Raw genomic sequence first — 16,508 nt, 5'->3', positions numbered from 1 at the left:
CGGATGCTGCGGCCCGGCCGACGTACGTTGGGTGCGGCGATCGGCACTCCCCGCGATCGCTGACAACGACCGCGCCGACGCGGTGCGGTCGGCACGGCTGAGATCGAGGACGACGATGCCCGAACTGCGCAGCAACCTGCCCCCCACCTCCGCTCTGGGAATCGCCCGGCGCGCCCACTGGGTCTCGCTCGGGATCCCCGCCTCCGACCTGCGCAAGCCGAAGGTCGCGATCGTCAACACCTCGTCCGAGCTCGCCGCCTGCTACGCCCACCTCGACGAGATCGTGCCGGTCCTCAAAGCGGAGCTCCGCGCGCAGGGGATGCTGCCGTTCGAGATCCGCACGACCGCCCCGAGCGACTTCGTCACCAGCGCCGGTCGGGCGGGACGCTACATCCTGCCCAGCCGCGACCTCATCGTCGACGACATCGAGGCGGCCGTCGAGGGCGCGAAGCTCGACGCGATGATCTGCCTCAGCTCGTGCGACAAGACCACTCCCGCGCACCTGATGGCCGCCGGGCGTCTGAACATCCCGACCGTGGTCGTCGCGTGCGGCTACCAGCATTCGGGCCGCGCCGAGGGGCGCGAGGCCGACGTCGAGGAGGTCTTCCTGCTCGCGGCGAAGTCTGCCGTGACGGGCGAGCCCGTCGACGACCTCGAAGAACTCGCCGACGACGCGATCCTCGGGCCGGGCGTGTGCGCGGGGATGGCCACCGCCAACTCGATGCACGTCGTCGCCGAGGCCCTCGGCATGGCCGTGCCGGGGTCGACGCCCGTGCGCGCGAACAGCGAACGCATGTGGGATGCCGTGCGCCGGTCGGCCGCGGCCCTGGCCGACATGGTCGAGCGCGACGTGCGCCCGCGCGACATCATCACGGCCGGGTCGATCCTGAACGCCGTGCGGGCGATGCTCGCCGTCGGAGGCTCGATGAACACGATCAAGCACCTCCAGGCGATCGCGGTGGAGTCGGGGATCGACGTCGACGTGTGGGAGGCATTCCGGGTCCTCGGACGCCAGACCCCCCTCCTCGCATCGGTCCGGCCCAACGGCCCGTGGCTCGTCGAGGACTACGAGGACGCCGGGGGCGCGGCCACGATGCTCCGCGAGCTCCGCCCGCTGCTCGACCTCGATCGACTCACCGTGACCGGACAGACGATGGGCGAGGCGCTGGAGTCGGCCGCCCCCGCGGAGGGCACCGTCATCCGCTCCCTCGACCACCCCTTCGGCACCGACCCGGCGATCTCGGTGCTGCGCGGCACGCTCGCGCCCGGCGGCGCGGTCGCCAAGCGTCCGGTCCCCGACCCCGGCCCGCACCGCTTCACCGGGCCCGCACGGGTGTTCGCCAACCGCGAGGAGGCGATCGCCGGCATATCCAGCGGCCGTCTGCGGGAGGGCGACGTCGCCGTCATCCGCGGCATCGGGGTCTCGGGAGCCCCCGGTATGGGACTCACCTCGGCGTTCATCTTCGCCCTGCACGCGCGGGGGCTCGCCGACAGCGTCGCGCTCGTGACCGACGGCCAGTTCAGCGGCCTGGTCAACCAGGGCGTCTCCGTCGGCGAGGTCTCCCCCGAGGCGGCCGCTCCCGGCGCCCCGCTGGGGCTGGTCCGAGACGACGACATGATCGACATCGATCTCGCGGAGGGCCGGGTCGACCTGCTCGTCGATCCCGCCGAGCTGGCGGCCCGTCCGCCCTATTCGGCGCCGGTCGACCGCGACACCGGCGGCGGAATGCTCGACCAGTACGAACAGCTCGTGCAGCCCCTCTCCTGCGGCGCCGTCCTGTGCGCCCGCCCCGGGCGCAGCACCTGCGAGAAGACCTCCGAACAGCGAACGAAGGAAACGGTATGACCTCCTCCACCATCCACCTTCCCGCGCGCGCGGTCCCCGTGATCGGCGAGTACGACGTGGTCGTGATCGGGGGCGGGCCCGCGGGTCTTCTCGCGGCGACCGCCGCCGCTCGAGCCGGCATGTCGACGTTGCTCGTCGAGCGCTACGGCTTCCTCGGAGGTGCGGGCACGATGGGCGGGCTCAGTACGTTCTGCGGTCTGCACGCCCGCGTCTTCGGGGAGGACCGCCTCGTCGTCCACGGATTCGTCGACGAGCTGCTCGACCGCCTCACCGCTCTCGACGGGTTGAACACCCCTCACCTGACGATCGAGAACCGCATCATGGCGGTGTCGTTCGACATCTCGGCGTACAAGATCGCCGCCGACGAACTCGTGCTGGCGGCGGGGGCCGAGCTGCTGTTCCACGCGACCGCGGTCGACGTCGTCATGGCCGACGAGACCACGATCGACGCCGTCGTGCTGGAGTCAAAATCTGGCCGGAGCGCCGTCCGCGCCCGCTTCTTCATCGACGGATCGGGCGACGCCGATATCGCCGCCTGGTCGGGGGCTCCCTACGAGCGCTCCCCCGAGCTGCTCTTCCCGTCGCTGATGTTCCGCATCAACGGTGTGCATCCCGAAGAGGCGGGCGAGGCGTGGAAGACCATCCGCCGGCTCATGGAGGAGGCCGAGGCGGCGGGGACCCATTCGTTCCCGCGCAAGAAGCCGATCGTGCGTCCGCAGCGCAACCCCCTGGAGTGGAGGTCGAACCTCACCCAGCTCCACAACGATGACGGCAGCGCCGTCGACGGCACCGATGTGCGCCAGCTCACCCATGGCGAGATCCAGGGGCGCCAGCAGGTGAAGGAGACGTTCGCCTTCATCCGCGAGCGCACCCCCGGTTTCCAGGACTCGTACGTCGTCGACATCGCGCCCCAGATCGGCATCCGCGAGACGCGTCGCATCGTCGGCGGCTACCAGCTGACCCAGGACGACGTGCTCGGCAACGCCGACTTCGACGACACGATCGGCGTCAACGGCTGGCCCGTCGAGGCGCACGTCGCCGGAGACGTCGAGTTCCGCTTCGCCCCCGAAGGAAGCCGCGGATTCCACCAGCTGCCGTACCGCATGATCGTGCCGCAGCAGGTGGGCAACCTGCTCGTGGTGGGTCGGTCGGCGTCGATGACGCAGGGCGGTCAGTCGTCGGGCCGGGTCACCGGGCCGTGTTTCGCGATGGGCCAGGCGGCCGGCACGGCCGCCGCGCTCGCCCTGTCGGGTGGGACGGATGCTGCGGGCATCGATGTCGCGGCGCTCCAGGCGCAGCTCGCGACCGACGGCGCCTATCTCGGCACCGACCTCACCGTCGCCGTCTAGGCCGGAGCACACTCGCTCGCGCTCACCAGAACCACCGCGGCGCGCCGAGTCCCGCTCGCCGCACCGATTCTCGGCGCGAGGAGGGGTCACGCCTGCGCGACGACCTCGCGCTCGAGACGTGCCAGGTCGGCGACGACCATCTCGATATCGCGAGCGAACTCCGCGTCGTCGAGCTCGATCTGGCGGACGGTGAAGATCACCTCGGCCCCCTCCGGGTGCGCGAGCACCCGGACGGGGTTCGTCACCACGGTTCCGGACGGCAGCGTCACGTCGTGATCCAGGACGCCGAGGGTGTTCCTCTCGACGAAACGGACCCTCACCCGACCCATGGGAGATTCGACGATCAACGCGTCGCCGTCTCGCACGACCTCGGATTGCGCGAGACCGGCCGCCCATCGCGGGAGGTTCTCGACGTCGCGGGCGAACTCGTACACCGAAACGGGAGATGCGGCGATGACGCGGCTGACGTGGTGGCTCCTCATGACCGCATCGTGCCACACCACCGCGACCGCAGCATCCGCCCCTCGCCGCCACGACGGGAGGAGGTCTCACGTGCTGCGCGCAGGACGGCAGCGCGGGCCTAAGCGGCTCGACGCAGGATCGTCACGACGCCGCGGTCGCCGTCCACGCGCACCCAGTCGCCGGTGCGGATCGCGGCCACGGGGTCGGGGGTGCACTCGACCACGCTCGGAACACGGGTGACGATCGCGCCCAGCACGGCCTTCGTGGTCATGACGTTGAAGACCATCGCGCGCGGCGCCGTGCCCATGAGGCGGGTGCTCTGGAAGAACCCCGACCAGCCCGACGAGCCCTTCGCGCCGGGGAAGACGAGCACCTTGTCGGTGAAGCAGACGCCGAACAGCTCGTGTCGCGGCTCGATGACAGTGCCCTTCGAGGGGTCGATCCCGCCGAACCCCGAGATCGTCTCGGTCGAGACGAGGGCCTCGCCCTCGGTGATGCCGGCGACGATCGCTCGACCGGTGAAGGTCTCGTCGGGAGCGGTCATCGCGAGAGCTCGCCTCGCCAGGTGCCGGTGATCGCCGCATCCACGCACTCCTCCAGGGTGCCGAACCAGCCCTCGATGCCCAGGATGGCCGGCAGGTAGTGCACCTGCTTGGCCGAGTCGGTCGCCATCACGCGGGTTCCGTCGGGGGCGGCCTTCGACATGGCCGGGCACGAGTCGGTGAGGACGCGACCGCCGGCCCGCTCGATCGCCCGGGTGTAGCCGCTGCGATCGGCCATGGTGCGGATCGCCGCCGGCGTCATCACCCACAGCTCGGTGTCGGAGTGGATGCGGCGGCCCTCGAGGCGTCGGGCGACGCGCTCGAGCTGGTCGAGCGAGGCATGCGGGCACCCGAGGAGGATGAAGTCGACGTCGGTCGACTCCCCCTGGTCGTTGAGGGTCTCGTAGACCAGGCGGCGTTCGGCCTCGCCGTAGACGAGGGGTTCCGGGACGGCCGCACCGCCGAAGGCGGCCTCGAGCGACGTCGCCTCGGGCGTGACGCCGGGGATGTGGTAGATCTCGACGCCGCCGGCGGTGGCCGTCGCCGCCCCGAAGTGCTTCAGGTCGGCCAGGTCGGGGTTCACGAGCTCGCCCGTGATCACGGGTCGCCCCTCCTGCACCGCATCGCCGACGAAGTACCCCAGCATCCCCCACTCCTGGAAGTCGTCGACGGGCACGCCCGCGACGAGATGGTGCGTGCCGAAGCGGTTCTCGGGGAGGTGGTTCCCCCAGTAGGGGATGCGGCCGGTCAGCCCGGCGGCGCCCGTGGAGGCGCCCCCTTCGCAGTTCGTCCGGGCCCCGAGCACGGAGTTGCAGTAGACCACCGCCGACGACTCCATCCAGGCGCAGTGCTCGCCCCGCACCGGGATGTTGCCCACCTGATACGGAGTGCAGGTGGCGAGGATGTTGACACCGCGCTCGCTGAAGTACGACTCGGCGTCGCCCTGCAGCACGATCGACTGCTCGGGATACGACGTGAGTCCCGACGCGTCCTTGCCGAAGCCGTGCTGCAGTTGGCACGTCGGCACCTTCATGCGGGGGATCTCGATGTCGTCGTCGCAGTCGAGGTTGATGACCGCGAACGACTTCGCCCAGCCGCCCTCCTCCACGAGCTTCGCCTTGGCCGGCGAGGGCTGGGTCATCGTGCCCGCGACGTTGCGCGTCTCGCACAGCCGCTCCGCGCCGAGGGCTTCGCCGTAGCGGATCAGCAGATCCATCGCCGCGGCGACCGCTCCGCCCTCGGCCCCGTCGCGCATGCCCTTCTCCTCGTCGGTGAGGAACACGGGCGTCAGGCCGTCGCTTCGCGCAGGCCGTAGACCGACTCGTGCCAGGGGATCACGAAGCGCTTGGCCTCGTTGACGATCAGATAGAGCACGAGCCCGATGAGCGAGAGCAGGATGATGAGTGCGAACGTCCTCGCCGCATCCAGAGAGCTCATCGCCCTCACCACCATCGCCCCGAGCCCCACGCTGCCGCCGAGGTACTCTCCCACGATCGCACCGATCGTCGCGAGCACGATCGCGACCTCCATCCCGGCGAAGAGGTACGGCTGAAGGCTGCGCATCTCCAGCTGGAGGAAGGTCTGCGCGCGGCTCGCGCTGATGCTGCGCATCACCTCGCGCTGCCCCTGCTCGACCGAGCGGACGCCCAGCAGCACGTTCAGCATGACGGGGAAGAAGGCGAGGAGCGCTGCGAGCAGCACCTTCGAGGTGATGCCGAAGCCGAACCAGATCACGAAGAGCGGGATGAAGGCGACCTTCGGAGCGACCTGGGCCGCGACGATGAGGGGACGGATGCTGACCTCGAGCCACGGGAGCTTGCCGAGCACCACGCCGACGATGATCCCGCTGACGACGGCGATCGCGAACCCGACGATGATCTCGAGGACGGTCACGCCGACCTCTTCCCACGTGCCGCCGTCGCCCAGGAGGATGACGAGGGCCTCGCCGACGGCGAGCGGCGGCGGGAAGACCAGCGGATTCACCTCGAGGGAGGTCACGAGGATCTGCCAGACGGCGATGATGACGATGATGAGGGCCGGCGTGACGATCCACGGCAGCAGCTTCATGATCCGGGGCTTGGGCATGTCAGTGCTCCTCGTCGAGGTCGTGGCGGAGGGCCCGCACGATGTCGTTGAACTCGGGCATGGTCTGCAGATCCACCGAGCGGGGCTTGGGGAAGTCCGCGGGGAGGATCTGACGGATGCGTCCGGGACGCGGCGTCATGTGGACGACGCGGTCGGCGAGGAAGACCGCCTCGGGGATGTCGTGGGTGACGAACACCACCGTCGAGTTCGTCTCCAGCACGATGCGCTGCAGCTCGAGGTTCATACGCTCACGCGTCAGGGCGTCGAGCGCTCCGAACGGCTCGTCCATCAGCAGCAGGTCGGGCTTCGTGCTCAGCGCACGCGCGATGGCCGCGCGCTGGCGCATGCCTCCGGAGAGCTCGCGCGGGTAGGACTTCTCGAATCCGGCGAGACCGACCAGCTCGGCCAGCTCGCTCGCCCGGCGCCGTCGCTCCGTCTTGCCGACGCCGCGGATCTTGAGCGGCAGGGCGATGTTGTCGAGCACCGAGAACCACGGGAAGAGATTGCTCTCCTGGAAGACGAAGCCGAGCTTCGTCACCGCGGAGCTGTCGACGCGACCGTCGCGCCACAGCTCCTTCCCGTCGACGGCGATCGTGCCCGCCGTCGGTGGCAGCAGACCGCCGATCATGCGCAGGAGCGTGGTCTTGCCGCATCCGGAGCGCCCAATGAGGGCGACGAACTCCCCTCGTTGGATCGACAGGTCGACCCCCGACACGGCGTGGGTCGTGCCGTTCTTGGTGTGGAAGTCGCGTCCGACGCCCTGGATGTGCAGGCTGGGGACGGCGGTGGCTCCGCCGGTGGCGGCCGTGGTGTTGTCGAGCGTGTCGTTTCTCATCGGCATGCCTCTCGTTCGTCGGGTGCCGCGGGGGTCGGCGGGGACTGCGGGCGGATCAGCCGGCGGGGAGGTAGTCGTTCGTGATCCACTGGAGCGGGTCCTGCCCGCCCTCGACGAAGCCGGCCTTCGTGTACACCTCGTAGGTGTCCGCCCACGCGTCCATGTCGTTCTCGAGGAGCGAGACGCTTCCGTCGGGGTCGACCCAGGTGCCGGTCACGTACTCGGCGAGCGCCGCCCGCGCGACGTCGTCGTCCTGCAGCGCGGGGAAGTTCCAGTCGCCGCTGTCGCGCATGATCTGCAGCACGTTGTCGAAGTCGTTCTCCGCGTCGTCGATGACGAACTGGGTGGCTTCCTTGATCGCGGTGAGGAACAGCTCGATCTCCTCGACCCGCTCCGGGTTGTCGAGGTTCGACTGCGTGGTGATCCATGTCTGGATGTCGGGCTGGTCGACGAGGCCGACCTGCTCGATGACCGCGTCGTCGTTCTGCTGCTCGATCGCGAGCGACGTGTCGAGGCTGACGATGTAGCCCGCGAGCTGCTTCTGGCGCACGACCTCGAGGGTGGCGGCGGTGACGGGGACGGCCTGGCGGGTGACCGAGTCCTGGTCAACGCCCGCCTCGTCGAGCGCGAGGTTCAGCATCTTCTCGCTCGTGCCGCCGATCGAGCCCATGCCGATGGTCTTCCCCGACATGTCCTCGGGATCGACGATCGGGTCGTCGGTCGTCGAGACGACCCGCAGGTTCGACCGGTAGGCCATGGTGCCCACCGCGGTGATCGGCTGACCGCTCTCCATGGCGGGGAAGACGTCCACCGTGCTGGCGCGGGTGATGGTGGTCGCCCCGCCCACGAGCGACTGGATCGCGGCGGCCGTGCCCTGCACGGGCTGCAGGTCGACGTCGAGTCCGTTCTTCTCGAAGTAGCCGCCCGAGTAGGCGAACATCTCCGGCGTGAAGCTGAACGATTCCAGCGGCAGGAAGGTGACGACCGTCATCTCCTTCAGCTCGCCGCCGGAACCGGAGGGGCTCGATCCCCCTCCGCCCGAGCAACCGGCGAGGGCGAGGGCTCCGGCCGCGATCAGGGCCGCCGTGGCACGGATGCCGCGCCGTGCGCGGGAGGGGGCCGTCGAGGTCTGTGCGGTGATCATGTCTGACTCCTGTGTCGGAACGATCCGCCCGCAGCGTTGCGGTCGGCCTGCCCGAGTCTGCCGACCGCTCTCGCCGACTCCAACCCGAATTTTCACTCAGCGAAAGGATAGTTGCTCGCTGTGAAAGCCCTCCATGAGAGATGACCCCCGGCCGGCGGGCCGAGGGTCACCGTTCGCGCGGTCTCAGTGGGCGTCGGCGGGGAGCACGACGTGGTCGAGGCTGTAGGGCGTCGGCTCGAGCGCCGCCGCCATGATCGCCTCCATCACGGGCTGCGGCACGAGGCAGTCGGCGCAGGCCCCCTCGGTGGCGTCGATGCGGACGACGATCTTCTCGTCGTCCGCCGGCGTCCATGAGAGCACGTAGCCGTCGGTCGCCATCATGTCGGTGAACTGCTTCAGCGCAGCATCCACCGATGCCGCTTCGGTCAGGTCTGTCATGTCATTCTCCGATCTTGCTGTACGAGTAGGGGAACTCCCGGGGCGGGTTCAGCGTGAACACCTCGACGATCGCCGAGACACCCGCGTTGTTCGCACCGGCGACCATGATCTGCACCGAGGTGCGATGGCTGAGCGAGGGCACGACGTCGGGCTCCTCGGTGGAGCTGGCGGAGTCGGGCATCGAGTCGGGATGATCGGATGCCAGGCGCCACCGGGTCTTGTGCGACAGGGCGTCCTTGCCCACCGCGACGAGCTCTTCGCGGGTGCGGTGCGCGTTGTCGAAGATGAAGTCGCGCAGGTCGTCCTTGCTCCACCCGGCTGATGCGAACACCTCGGCGTGCTCCGGGGTGAGCACGAGGAGGGCGCTGGTGTACTCGTGGATGAGCGCACCCGTGCGCCGGATGGTGTCGACGTAGTCCAGGGCGAGCTGCTCGGGAACCATCGTGTGCCGCGCCTCGATGTGCACGACCGAACGGATCACGTAGGCGGTCACCACGCTGTCGGACGCGTCGAAGCCGTACTCGGTGTGCAGCGGCGGCCAGGGGCTCTGCTCCTCGTTCTCGCCGATGCACGAGGAGTACTTCGACGGATTGCCCTGCGTCGCCTGGTCGAGCTTGTGCGGGTGCAGCCCGAAGACGTTGATGCAGCCGAGCCGGATCGCGCGACCGATCGTGGCGTTCGAGCGGGTTCCCGATCCGAAGATGTTCCCCTCGCTGTTCAACCCGATCTCGTGACGGATCGGTCCGTTGACCACCAGGAAGGGGGCCGTGCCCGTCGTCGACTGCCAGATGCCGCGGGCCGGGTGCGGCTCCTTCGCGATCGCCTCCCACGCGGCGACGACGACGGGGAAGTACTCGGGCTTGCACCCGGCGAGCGCCGCGTTGATGGCGGCCAGCTTGATCGTGAGGTGCCGGTTCAGGTGGGTGATCGTGAAGATCACCTCGGCGGGATCGCGGTCGACCGAGGCGAGGAAGGGAGCCAGCGACGATTCGGTCACCGGCACGACCGGCAGTCCGTCGGTCCACTCCTGGTCCCAGTAGTAGTCGAGGATCTCGTGGATGCGGTCGATGTCGACGTCGGGGACGTTCCCGATGATCTGCGCGGTCATCTCAACCCTCCAGACCGAGGATGCGGACGACCTCGGGCACGGCCACGAGTGCGCGCTCGCGCACCTCCGGGGCCGACAGGCTGGCCATCGGATGCTGCACCGCGTGGAAGTCGAATCCGGGGAACCCCTGGACGGAGGCCATCGCCCGCCCCGACATCAGGAACGAATCGGAGGTGATGGCCACGGTGGGGATGCCGGCCCGCTCGAAGAGGATGCCGTCGGCGACGGTCGCCGCGCTGCACGAGCCGCAGTCGCCCACGGCCGTGATCACCACGTCGCACTCGGCCACGATCTGGTCGAGGAGCTCCTTCTTCACGGGCGTGCCGAAGTAGTCCTTCGTGTAGAGCCGGGATTCGCCGGCGCCGTAGTGCTCGCGGAGCTCGGCCACGATGTTCTCCAGCAGCATGGTGGAGTTGGGCTTGGTGTTGTCGAGCAGGCCGATCGTCAGGCCTCTGAGGCTCACCGGCCTGGGCGACAGGGTGTCGTCCTGCGTGTTCTCAGCCGTTCCCGTAGGGTCCAGCAGAAGTTCCATGTTCGCCATCGCGGCTCGCCCTTCGTCGTCATCGGTCGTCGGCGACCCGACTATGACATGGCGCCCGATCGGCCCCCCGCGGCACTTCCACCAGGTGAAAAACCGCTGTCGTCCGCACGCGGACTACCGAGAGGATCACCAGGGACGAGCCGCCGCGACGGCGCGCGACACGCAGCGAAGGAGCTGGCATGACAGACACACGCACGGCGACCCCCACGACGATGGCGGAGTTGCCCGCGCTGGCCGGAGCCGAACTCGGCCCGTCATCGTGGCGGGAGGTGCCGCAGGCCGACATCGACACCTACGCGGAGCTGACCGGAGACGACAACCCGATCCACGTCGACGAGGTGCGCGCCGCATCCTCCCCCTATGGCGGCCGGATCGCGCACGGGATGCTGACGCTGAGCATGGTGGTCCTCCACCTCCGCGAGATCTACCGCGTGACCGACGCCGGAATGGGCATCGTGTACGGGTTCAACCGCATCCGCTTCCCGAACGCGGTGCGCTCGGGCGCCCGCATCCGCGTCCGCGGCACGGTGTCGAAGGTCGAGGAGATCACCGGCGGATACCAGGTGACCCTCGAGCTGGTCTTCGAGACGGAGGGCGAGACGAAACCCGTCTGCGTCGCCGAGCTCGTCCTGAGGCACTACCGATGAGCGCCGTGCGCCTGGACGGGCGCGTCACCATCGTCACCGGCGCGGGGCGCAGCCTCGGGCGCGCCTACGCGATCGCCCTCGCCGACGCGGGGTCGGCCGTGGTCGTGAACGACGTCGACGCCGAGAGCGCGGACTCCACCGTCGCGGAGATCGTCGAGCGGGGCGGTCGCGCCGTCAGTTCGATCGGAGCGGTCGGACCCGCCGAGACCGCGGACGCCCTCGTCGCCGCGGCCGTCGACACCTACGGCCGGCTCGATGCGCTCGTCGCCAACGCGGGAGTCCTGCGCGACCGTGTGCTGTGGAAGATGTCGGATGCGGAGTTCGACGCGGTGGTCTCGAGCCACTTGCGCGGAACCTTCACCTGCGGGAGGGCCGCCGCGACGTACCTGCGCGAGCAGGGCGAGGGCGGACGCCTCGTGCTCATCGGGTCGCCCGCCGGCCAATTCGGCAGCTTCGGCCAGACGAACTACGCAGCGGTGAAAGCCGGACTGGTCGCGATGGCCCGCACCTGGTCGCTGGAGCTCGCCCGCGCCGGGATCACGGCCAACGCGGTAGTGCCGACGGCGCTCTCGCCCATGACGGCGACCATCCCGGCATACGCCGAGCTCTACGAGCGCTATCTCGCCGGCGAGCCCATCCCCGCCTCGTTCCGCCACGACAACGCGCTCGGGACTCCGGAGGACGTCGCCCCGCTGATCGTCTGGCTGGCCTCGGCCGACGCCGGCGACGTCACCGGTCAGGCGATCGGCATCGGCGGCGACAAGCTCACGCTGTACTCGCACCCCGCCGAACTCGACGCCGCATACTCCGACGGCGGGTGGGATGCGGCGGGGATCGCCGAGACGTGGCGGTCGACCTTCGCGCCGCAGGCTCAGCACTCCGGTCCGCCCGTGCGGAAGGCGGTCGACGCATGACGTCCGCTCCCCACTACAGCGATCTCTGGCAGGGCATCGCCCTCGCCGCCCCCGACCGCCCCGCCGTGATCAGCCGCGACGGCACGGTGACGTGGTCGCAGCTGGCGGCCGAGGCCGGAGCACTCGCGACGCACCTGGTCGATCGTGGCCTGAAGGTCGGAGACGCGGCGGCGCTCCTGCTGTACAACCGTGCCGAGTACCTCGCCTTCACGTGGGCGTGCCTCGCCGTCGGCGTCTCACCCGTGGCGATCAACTACCGCTACCGCGCCGGCGAGGTGCGCGAGCTCGTGCTCGACTCGGAGGCGCGAAGCCTCCTCACCACCCGCAGTCTGGGCGAACTCGCTCGCGAAGCCGTCACCGGCCTCGACGTCGAGATCATCGAGGTCGACGACGGCTCGCCCGCGACCCCCGGCGCGCTCGACTACGCCGATGTCGTCGCCACGGGTGGAGCGCTCCCCGCGAGCGCTCCTCGGGGAGCCGAGCTGCGGCTCTACACGGGCGGCACGACGGGATCGCCGAAGGCCGTCGTGTGGGATCTCGACACGCTGCTCGTCGCGCGACGGCAGTCGACGTGGGGCCTGCTCGGCATCACCCCTCCGGAGGATCTCGCCGAGGCGGTCCGCATCGCGGTGGACCCCGCCACCCCCCGGATCGTGACCCTGCCCCTGACGCCCCTCCTGCACGGCACGGCGCAATCGACGACGATGGGGACGATGGCGCTCGGCGGCACCGTCGTGCTGCATGCCGCCGCGCGCATGGACATGGAGGAGGCCGCCGACCTCATCGCGGAGTACGACGTCTCGCGCCTCATCGTGGCCGGCGACGCCCTCGCCCTGCCCCTGGCCGAGACCGTCGAGCGTCGCGGCACCGGCCTGCCCGGAGTGCGGTGGATCCTCAGCTCGGGCATGCGCTTCAGCGACGACGTCAAGCGGCGCCTGCACGCCCTGGGCGACCTGGCCATCGTCGACATGCTCGCCTCGAGCGAGGGCGGCCCGTTCGCGTTCGGCGTGACGCACGGTGTCGACGAGTTGCCCGCCCGACTCGTGCTCACCCCCGGCGCGGTCCTGCTCGACGACGACCTCGCCGAGATCCAGGCCGACGCCGGCGCTCTCGGAATCCTGGCCTTCCGCGGCATCCTTCCGAAGGGGTACTACCGCGATCCGGCGAAGACGGCCGAGACGTTCCCCACCATCCGCGGCAACCGCTACATCATGCCCGGCGACTGGGCCCGCGCCAGGGGCGACGGCTCGGTCGAGCTGCTCGGACGCCTCAGCGCCGTGGTGAACACCGGCGGCGAGAAGGTGTTCCCCGCCGAGGTCGAGGAGGCCCTCCTGTCGCACCCGACCGTCGACGACGCCGTCGTCTTCGGTCTGCCCGATCGCCGCTTCGGCGAGGTCGTGAGCGCCATGGTCTCCCCGGTGCCGGGGCGGGAGATCGACGTCGAGGAGCTGCGGACCTACCTCGACGAGCGTCTCGCCGGCTACAAGAAGCCCCGGCACGTCTTCGTGCGGCCGAGCCTGGAACGGTCGATGACCGGGAAGGTCGAGCTCGCCCGCGTCAAGCAGGACGCGGAGCGCGAGCTGGCGGAGGCGGTGCGATGAGCGCGGGATGGCCGGGGTTCGACCCCGCGAAGGTGTCGATGATCGACGTGCACGTGCACGTGTCGATCGACGAGTCGGGACGGACGGCCTCGCCGCCCGCTCTGACCGAGGCGATGGCGGCCTACTTCAAGAGCAGCGAGAAGCCGCGCACCGTCGATCAGACGGCGGAGTACTACCGCGCCCGCAACACCGGCGCCGTGGTCTTCACGGTCGATGCGACCACCAACCTCGACCACCGACCGAACAGCGTCGACGACCTCGTCGCGGGTGCGCGCAGGAACGCCGACGTGCTGATCCCCTTCGGGAGCGTCGATCCGCTGCAGGGCGAGGCCGCCGTCGAGGAGGCGCGGCGGCAGGCCATCGAGCTGGGGGTGCGAGGGTTCAAGTTCCACCCGTCGGTGCAGGCGTTCGACCCCTCGGACCCCGCCTACATCCCCCTCTTCGCCGCGATCGAGGAGCTCGGTCTGCCGATCCTCGTGCACACCGGGCAGACCGGCGCGGGCGCGGGGCTTCCGGGCGGATGGGGCTTCCGGCTCAGCCTGTCGAACCCGATGCTCCTCGACGACGTCGCAGCGCGGCATCCTCACCTCCCGGTCATCATGGCGCACCCGAGCGTCCCGTGGCAGGACGAGGCGATCTCGATCGCGACCCACAAGGCGAACGCGTGGATCGACCTGTCGGGATGGTCGCCGAAGTACTTCCCGCCCGCACTCGTGCGCGCGGCGCGGACGTACCTGAAGAAGAAGGTGCTCTTCGGGTCGGATATGCCCGCGCTCACCGCCGAGCGCTGGCTGACCGACTTCGCGCTGCTGGAGTACCCCGACGACGTGCGCGCGATGATCCTGAAGGACAACGCGGTGAGGCTCCTGGGGCTCGCGGGTGAGTGACGCGGCGACCGACCTGTTCGGCTTCGCCGACCGGCTCTCCCCCGCCGCGCGAGCCAAGATCGCGGCGCTGCGCGCGCTCCTCGACGAGAGGGCGCGGCCCCACCTGGCGCAGTGGTGGGAGGACGCCCACTGCCCCGCGCACCTGCGTCTCGAGCTCGCGGCCCTCGACCTGGAGGACGACCCGGCCGTCGCCGGACCGGACGGGACTCCCGACCCCCTCTACGTCGGCTTCAAGCACTTCGAGTTCGCCCGGTGCGACATGTCCATCGGCACGGTCTACGGCGGCCAGGTCGGCATGTTCCGCACCGTGGTGCGCGAGGGCGGGTCGGCCGAGCAGGTCGCGCGGTGGGACCCGAGGATCGCCTCGTTCTCGTTGACCGGATGCTTCGCCCTGACCGAGCCGGAGCACGGCTCGGATGTCGCCGGCGGCATGCAGACCACGGCCACCCGTGACGGCGACGTGTGGCGGATCAGCGGCCGCAAGCGATGGATCGGGAACGCGGCCATTTCGGACGTCTTCCTCGTGGTCGCCCGCGATGCCTCCGACGGGCGCGCGAAGGTCTTCCTCGTGCCCCGCGAGGCCCCCGGGGTCTCGCTCACCGACATCTCGGGGAAGATCAGCCTCCGGATGGTGCGGAACGCCGACATCGAGCTCACCGACGTCGTGGTCCCGGAGACGGACCGCCTGCAGCGCATCGACGACTTCGGCGACCTGTCGGCGATCCTCGCGAAGCTCCGGCACGTCGTCGCGTGGAACGCGGCCGGCCTCCAGGTGGGCGCCTACGAGGCCGCGCTCGCCTACGCCCTCCGGCGCGAGCAGTTCGGCCGTCCGATCGCCGGCTTCCAGCTCGTGCAGGAGAAGCTGGCGCGGATGCTGGGGAACGCCACCGCATCGCTGGCGATGGCGGTGGGCCTCACCGACCTCCGGCAGGCGGGGCGTCTGGGTGAGGAGCACGCCGCGCTGGTGAAGATGTGGACGGCCGATCGCGCGCGCGAGACCGTCGCGCTCGCGCGGGAGGTGTGCGGGGCCGAGGGCATCCGGGTCGATACCGACGTGGCGCGGATGTTCGCCGACGCCGAGGCGCTTTACACGTTCGAGGGCACCCGCGAGATCAACGCCCTCATCGTGGGCCGGGCGGTCACGGGCCTCAGCGCCTTCACCCGCTGAGAGTCCAGGACACCCGGGCGCCGGGGGCGAAGTGTCCGGGTGTTCTGGACTCTCAGCGGGGGGCTGGGGCGGGGCGGGGTCAGGGGGTCTCGCCGAAGCCCGCCGCACCGAGCGCGCGCGAGATCGACGTGGCCGTCAGGCGCACCAGGTGGATCATGTTCTTGCCGTCGACGTCCTGCTCCGTGAGCGCGAGCGAGACCGCGGCGATCACCGTCGCGTCGGCGCCGAAGACCGGTGCGGCGACGCTCACGTGGATGTTGTCTACCTGCCGGTCGCTCACGGCGTAACCGCTGCGGCGGATGTCGTCGAGCACGCGGTTGAGCGTCTCGCGATCGGTGTAGGTGCGCGGGGTGAACTGTTCGAGGTCTCCCTCGACGACCTCGGTCCTGACCTCCTCGGGCGCGTGGGCGAGCAGCACCTGCCCGATCGCCGTCGCGTGCATCGGGTAGCGGTTGCCGACCAGGGGGCGGCGGGCCGGGCGGCGCGGGCTCTGGAACCGTTCGATCGAGATCAGCTCGCTGCCCTCGCGGATGGCGAGATGGGTGGCGTAGCCGGTCGTCTCGTACAGGTCCTGCATGTACGGCCGCGCCAGGCGCTGCAGGCCGACGGCGCGCGGCGCGAGCGAGGCGACCTCCCACAGCCGCAGACCGATGCGGTACCGCCCCTCGGTCTCACGCTCGAGCGCGCCCCACTCGGTGAGGCGCTGCACGATGCGGTGGCAGGTCGCGATCGGCAACTCCGTGCGACGACTGATCTCGGAGAGCGTCTGACGCACCCGCCCGCCCTGGAAGGTTCCGAGGATCGTGAAGGCCCGGTCGATCACCGAACGCGCCGATGCGTCCTGAGGCCCCGCGTGCTCCGTCGTCACCCTCCCAGTATGGCGGCGCACGCCTTTCCGCACAGCGAAAGTGCCCGTTCTCGCCGTCCGTGCCCGAAAATGC

17 protein-coding genes are annotated in these 16,508 nt (G+C 70.1%); 7 read left to right on the top strand and 10 right to left on the bottom strand.

Annotated elements, in window-relative coordinates; translation table 11 throughout:
• The first annotated feature begins 115 nt into the window (after window positions 1–115).
• Window positions 116–1,846 (top strand): dihydroxy-acid dehydratase, encoded by a 1,731-nt coding sequence (locus tag FVP77_RS13975; protein WP_147895179.1) that lies wholly within the window; start codon window positions 116–118, stop codon window positions 1,844–1,846.
• Complete coding sequence (locus FVP77_RS13970) at window positions 1,843–3,195, top strand: FAD-dependent oxidoreductase (protein ID WP_147895178.1); 1,353 nt, start codon at window positions 1,843–1,845, stop codon at window positions 3,193–3,195. The genes FVP77_RS13975 and FVP77_RS13970 overlap by 4 nt, the downstream gene beginning before the upstream one ends.
• Window positions 3,196–3,281: 86 nt before the next feature.
• On the opposite strand, the gene FVP77_RS13965 is transcribed toward FVP77_RS13970, so the two are convergent.
• From FVP77_RS13965 to FVP77_RS13925, 9 genes are all read right to left on the bottom strand, one after another.
• Window positions 3,282–3,677: an SRPBCC family protein gene (locus FVP77_RS13965; RefSeq protein WP_147895177.1), complete on the bottom strand. Its 396-nt coding sequence runs from the start codon at window positions 3,675–3,677 to the stop codon at window positions 3,282–3,284.
• 98 nt (window positions 3,678–3,775) lie between these two features.
• Window positions 3,776–4,201, bottom strand: a complete 426-nt coding sequence (locus FVP77_RS13960; RefSeq protein ID WP_147895176.1) for an aconitase X swivel domain-containing protein — start codon at window positions 4,199–4,201, stop codon at window positions 3,776–3,778.
• Window positions 4,198–5,481, bottom strand: a complete 1,284-nt coding sequence (locus tag FVP77_RS13955; protein ID WP_147895175.1) for an aconitase X — start codon at window positions 5,479–5,481, stop codon at window positions 4,198–4,200. Before FVP77_RS13955 ends, FVP77_RS13960 begins: the two co-directional genes overlap by 4 nt.
• 5 nt (window positions 5,482–5,486) lie before the next feature.
• Window positions 5,487–6,284, bottom strand: coding sequence for an ABC transporter permease (locus FVP77_RS13950; RefSeq protein WP_147895174.1), 798 nt, complete (start codon window positions 6,282–6,284; stop codon window positions 5,487–5,489).
• A 1-nt stretch (window position 6,285) separates the two neighbouring features.
• Window positions 6,286–7,119: an ABC transporter ATP-binding protein gene (locus FVP77_RS13945; protein WP_147895173.1), complete on the bottom strand. Its 834-nt coding sequence runs from the start codon at window positions 7,117–7,119 to the stop codon at window positions 6,286–6,288.
• Window positions 7,120–7,174: 55 nt separating this feature from the next.
• On the bottom strand, window positions 7,175–8,263 hold the full coding sequence (locus tag FVP77_RS13940; protein WP_147895172.1) for an ABC transporter substrate-binding protein: 1,089 nt from the start codon (window positions 8,261–8,263) through the stop codon (window positions 7,175–7,177).
• 183 nt (window positions 8,264–8,446) lie between these two features.
• A complete protein-coding gene (locus FVP77_RS13935) occupies window positions 8,447–8,701 on the bottom strand; it encodes a hypothetical protein (RefSeq protein ID WP_121148065.1) in 255 nt (84 codons plus the stop codon).
• Window position 8,702: 1 nt separating this feature from the next.
• A complete protein-coding gene (locus FVP77_RS13930) occupies window positions 8,703–9,809 on the bottom strand; it encodes a hypothetical protein (protein WP_147895171.1) in 1,107 nt (368 codons plus the stop codon).
• A gap of 1 nt (window position 9,810) precedes the next feature.
• Window positions 9,811–10,341 (bottom strand): UGSC family (seleno)protein, encoded by a 531-nt coding sequence (locus tag FVP77_RS13925; protein ID WP_147895170.1) that lies wholly within the window; start codon window positions 10,339–10,341, stop codon window positions 9,811–9,813.
• Between the two features lie 188 nt (window positions 10,342–10,529).
• On the opposite strand from FVP77_RS13925, the gene FVP77_RS13920 reads away from it, so the two are divergent.
• The 5 genes from FVP77_RS13920 to FVP77_RS13900 are packed head-to-tail and all read left to right on the top strand — an operon-like array spanning window position 10,530 to window position 15,567.
• Window positions 10,530–10,997: a MaoC family dehydratase gene (locus tag FVP77_RS13920; protein WP_147895169.1), complete on the top strand. Its 468-nt coding sequence runs from the start codon at window positions 10,530–10,532 to the stop codon at window positions 10,995–10,997.
• Window positions 10,994–11,911 (top strand): SDR family NAD(P)-dependent oxidoreductase, encoded by a 918-nt coding sequence (locus tag FVP77_RS13915; RefSeq protein WP_222707740.1) that lies wholly within the window; start codon window positions 10,994–10,996, stop codon window positions 11,909–11,911. Before FVP77_RS13920 ends, FVP77_RS13915 begins: the two co-directional genes overlap by 4 nt.
• Window positions 11,908–13,512, top strand: coding sequence for an AMP-binding protein (locus tag FVP77_RS13910; protein WP_147895168.1), 1,605 nt, complete (start codon window positions 11,908–11,910; stop codon window positions 13,510–13,512). Before FVP77_RS13915 ends, FVP77_RS13910 begins: the two co-directional genes overlap by 4 nt.
• Complete coding sequence (locus FVP77_RS13905; RefSeq protein WP_147895167.1) at window positions 13,509–14,399, top strand: amidohydrolase family protein; 891 nt, start codon at window positions 13,509–13,511, stop codon at window positions 14,397–14,399. The genes FVP77_RS13910 and FVP77_RS13905 overlap by 4 nt, the downstream gene beginning before the upstream one ends.
• A complete protein-coding gene (locus FVP77_RS13900) occupies window positions 14,392–15,567 on the top strand; it encodes an acyl-CoA dehydrogenase family protein (protein ID WP_147895166.1) in 1,176 nt (391 codons plus the stop codon). The genes FVP77_RS13905 and FVP77_RS13900 overlap by 8 nt, the downstream gene beginning before the upstream one ends.
• Window positions 15,568–15,646: 79 nt before the next feature.
• Here FVP77_RS13900 and FVP77_RS13895 read toward each other — a convergent pair whose 3' ends face one another.
• Window positions 15,647–16,435, bottom strand: coding sequence for an IclR family transcriptional regulator (locus FVP77_RS13895; protein ID WP_147895165.1), 789 nt, complete (start codon window positions 16,433–16,435; stop codon window positions 15,647–15,649).
• Between the last annotated feature and the right edge of the window lie 73 nt (window positions 16,436–16,508).

Source organism: Microbacterium hatanonis (assembly GCF_008017415.1).
Taxonomy (GTDB): domain Bacteria; phylum Actinomycetota; class Actinomycetes; order Actinomycetales; family Microbacteriaceae; genus Microbacterium; species Microbacterium hatanonis.
The sequence above is the reverse complement of the archived record's forward strand: the minus strand, read 5'-3'. Positions and strand labels throughout refer to the sequence as shown.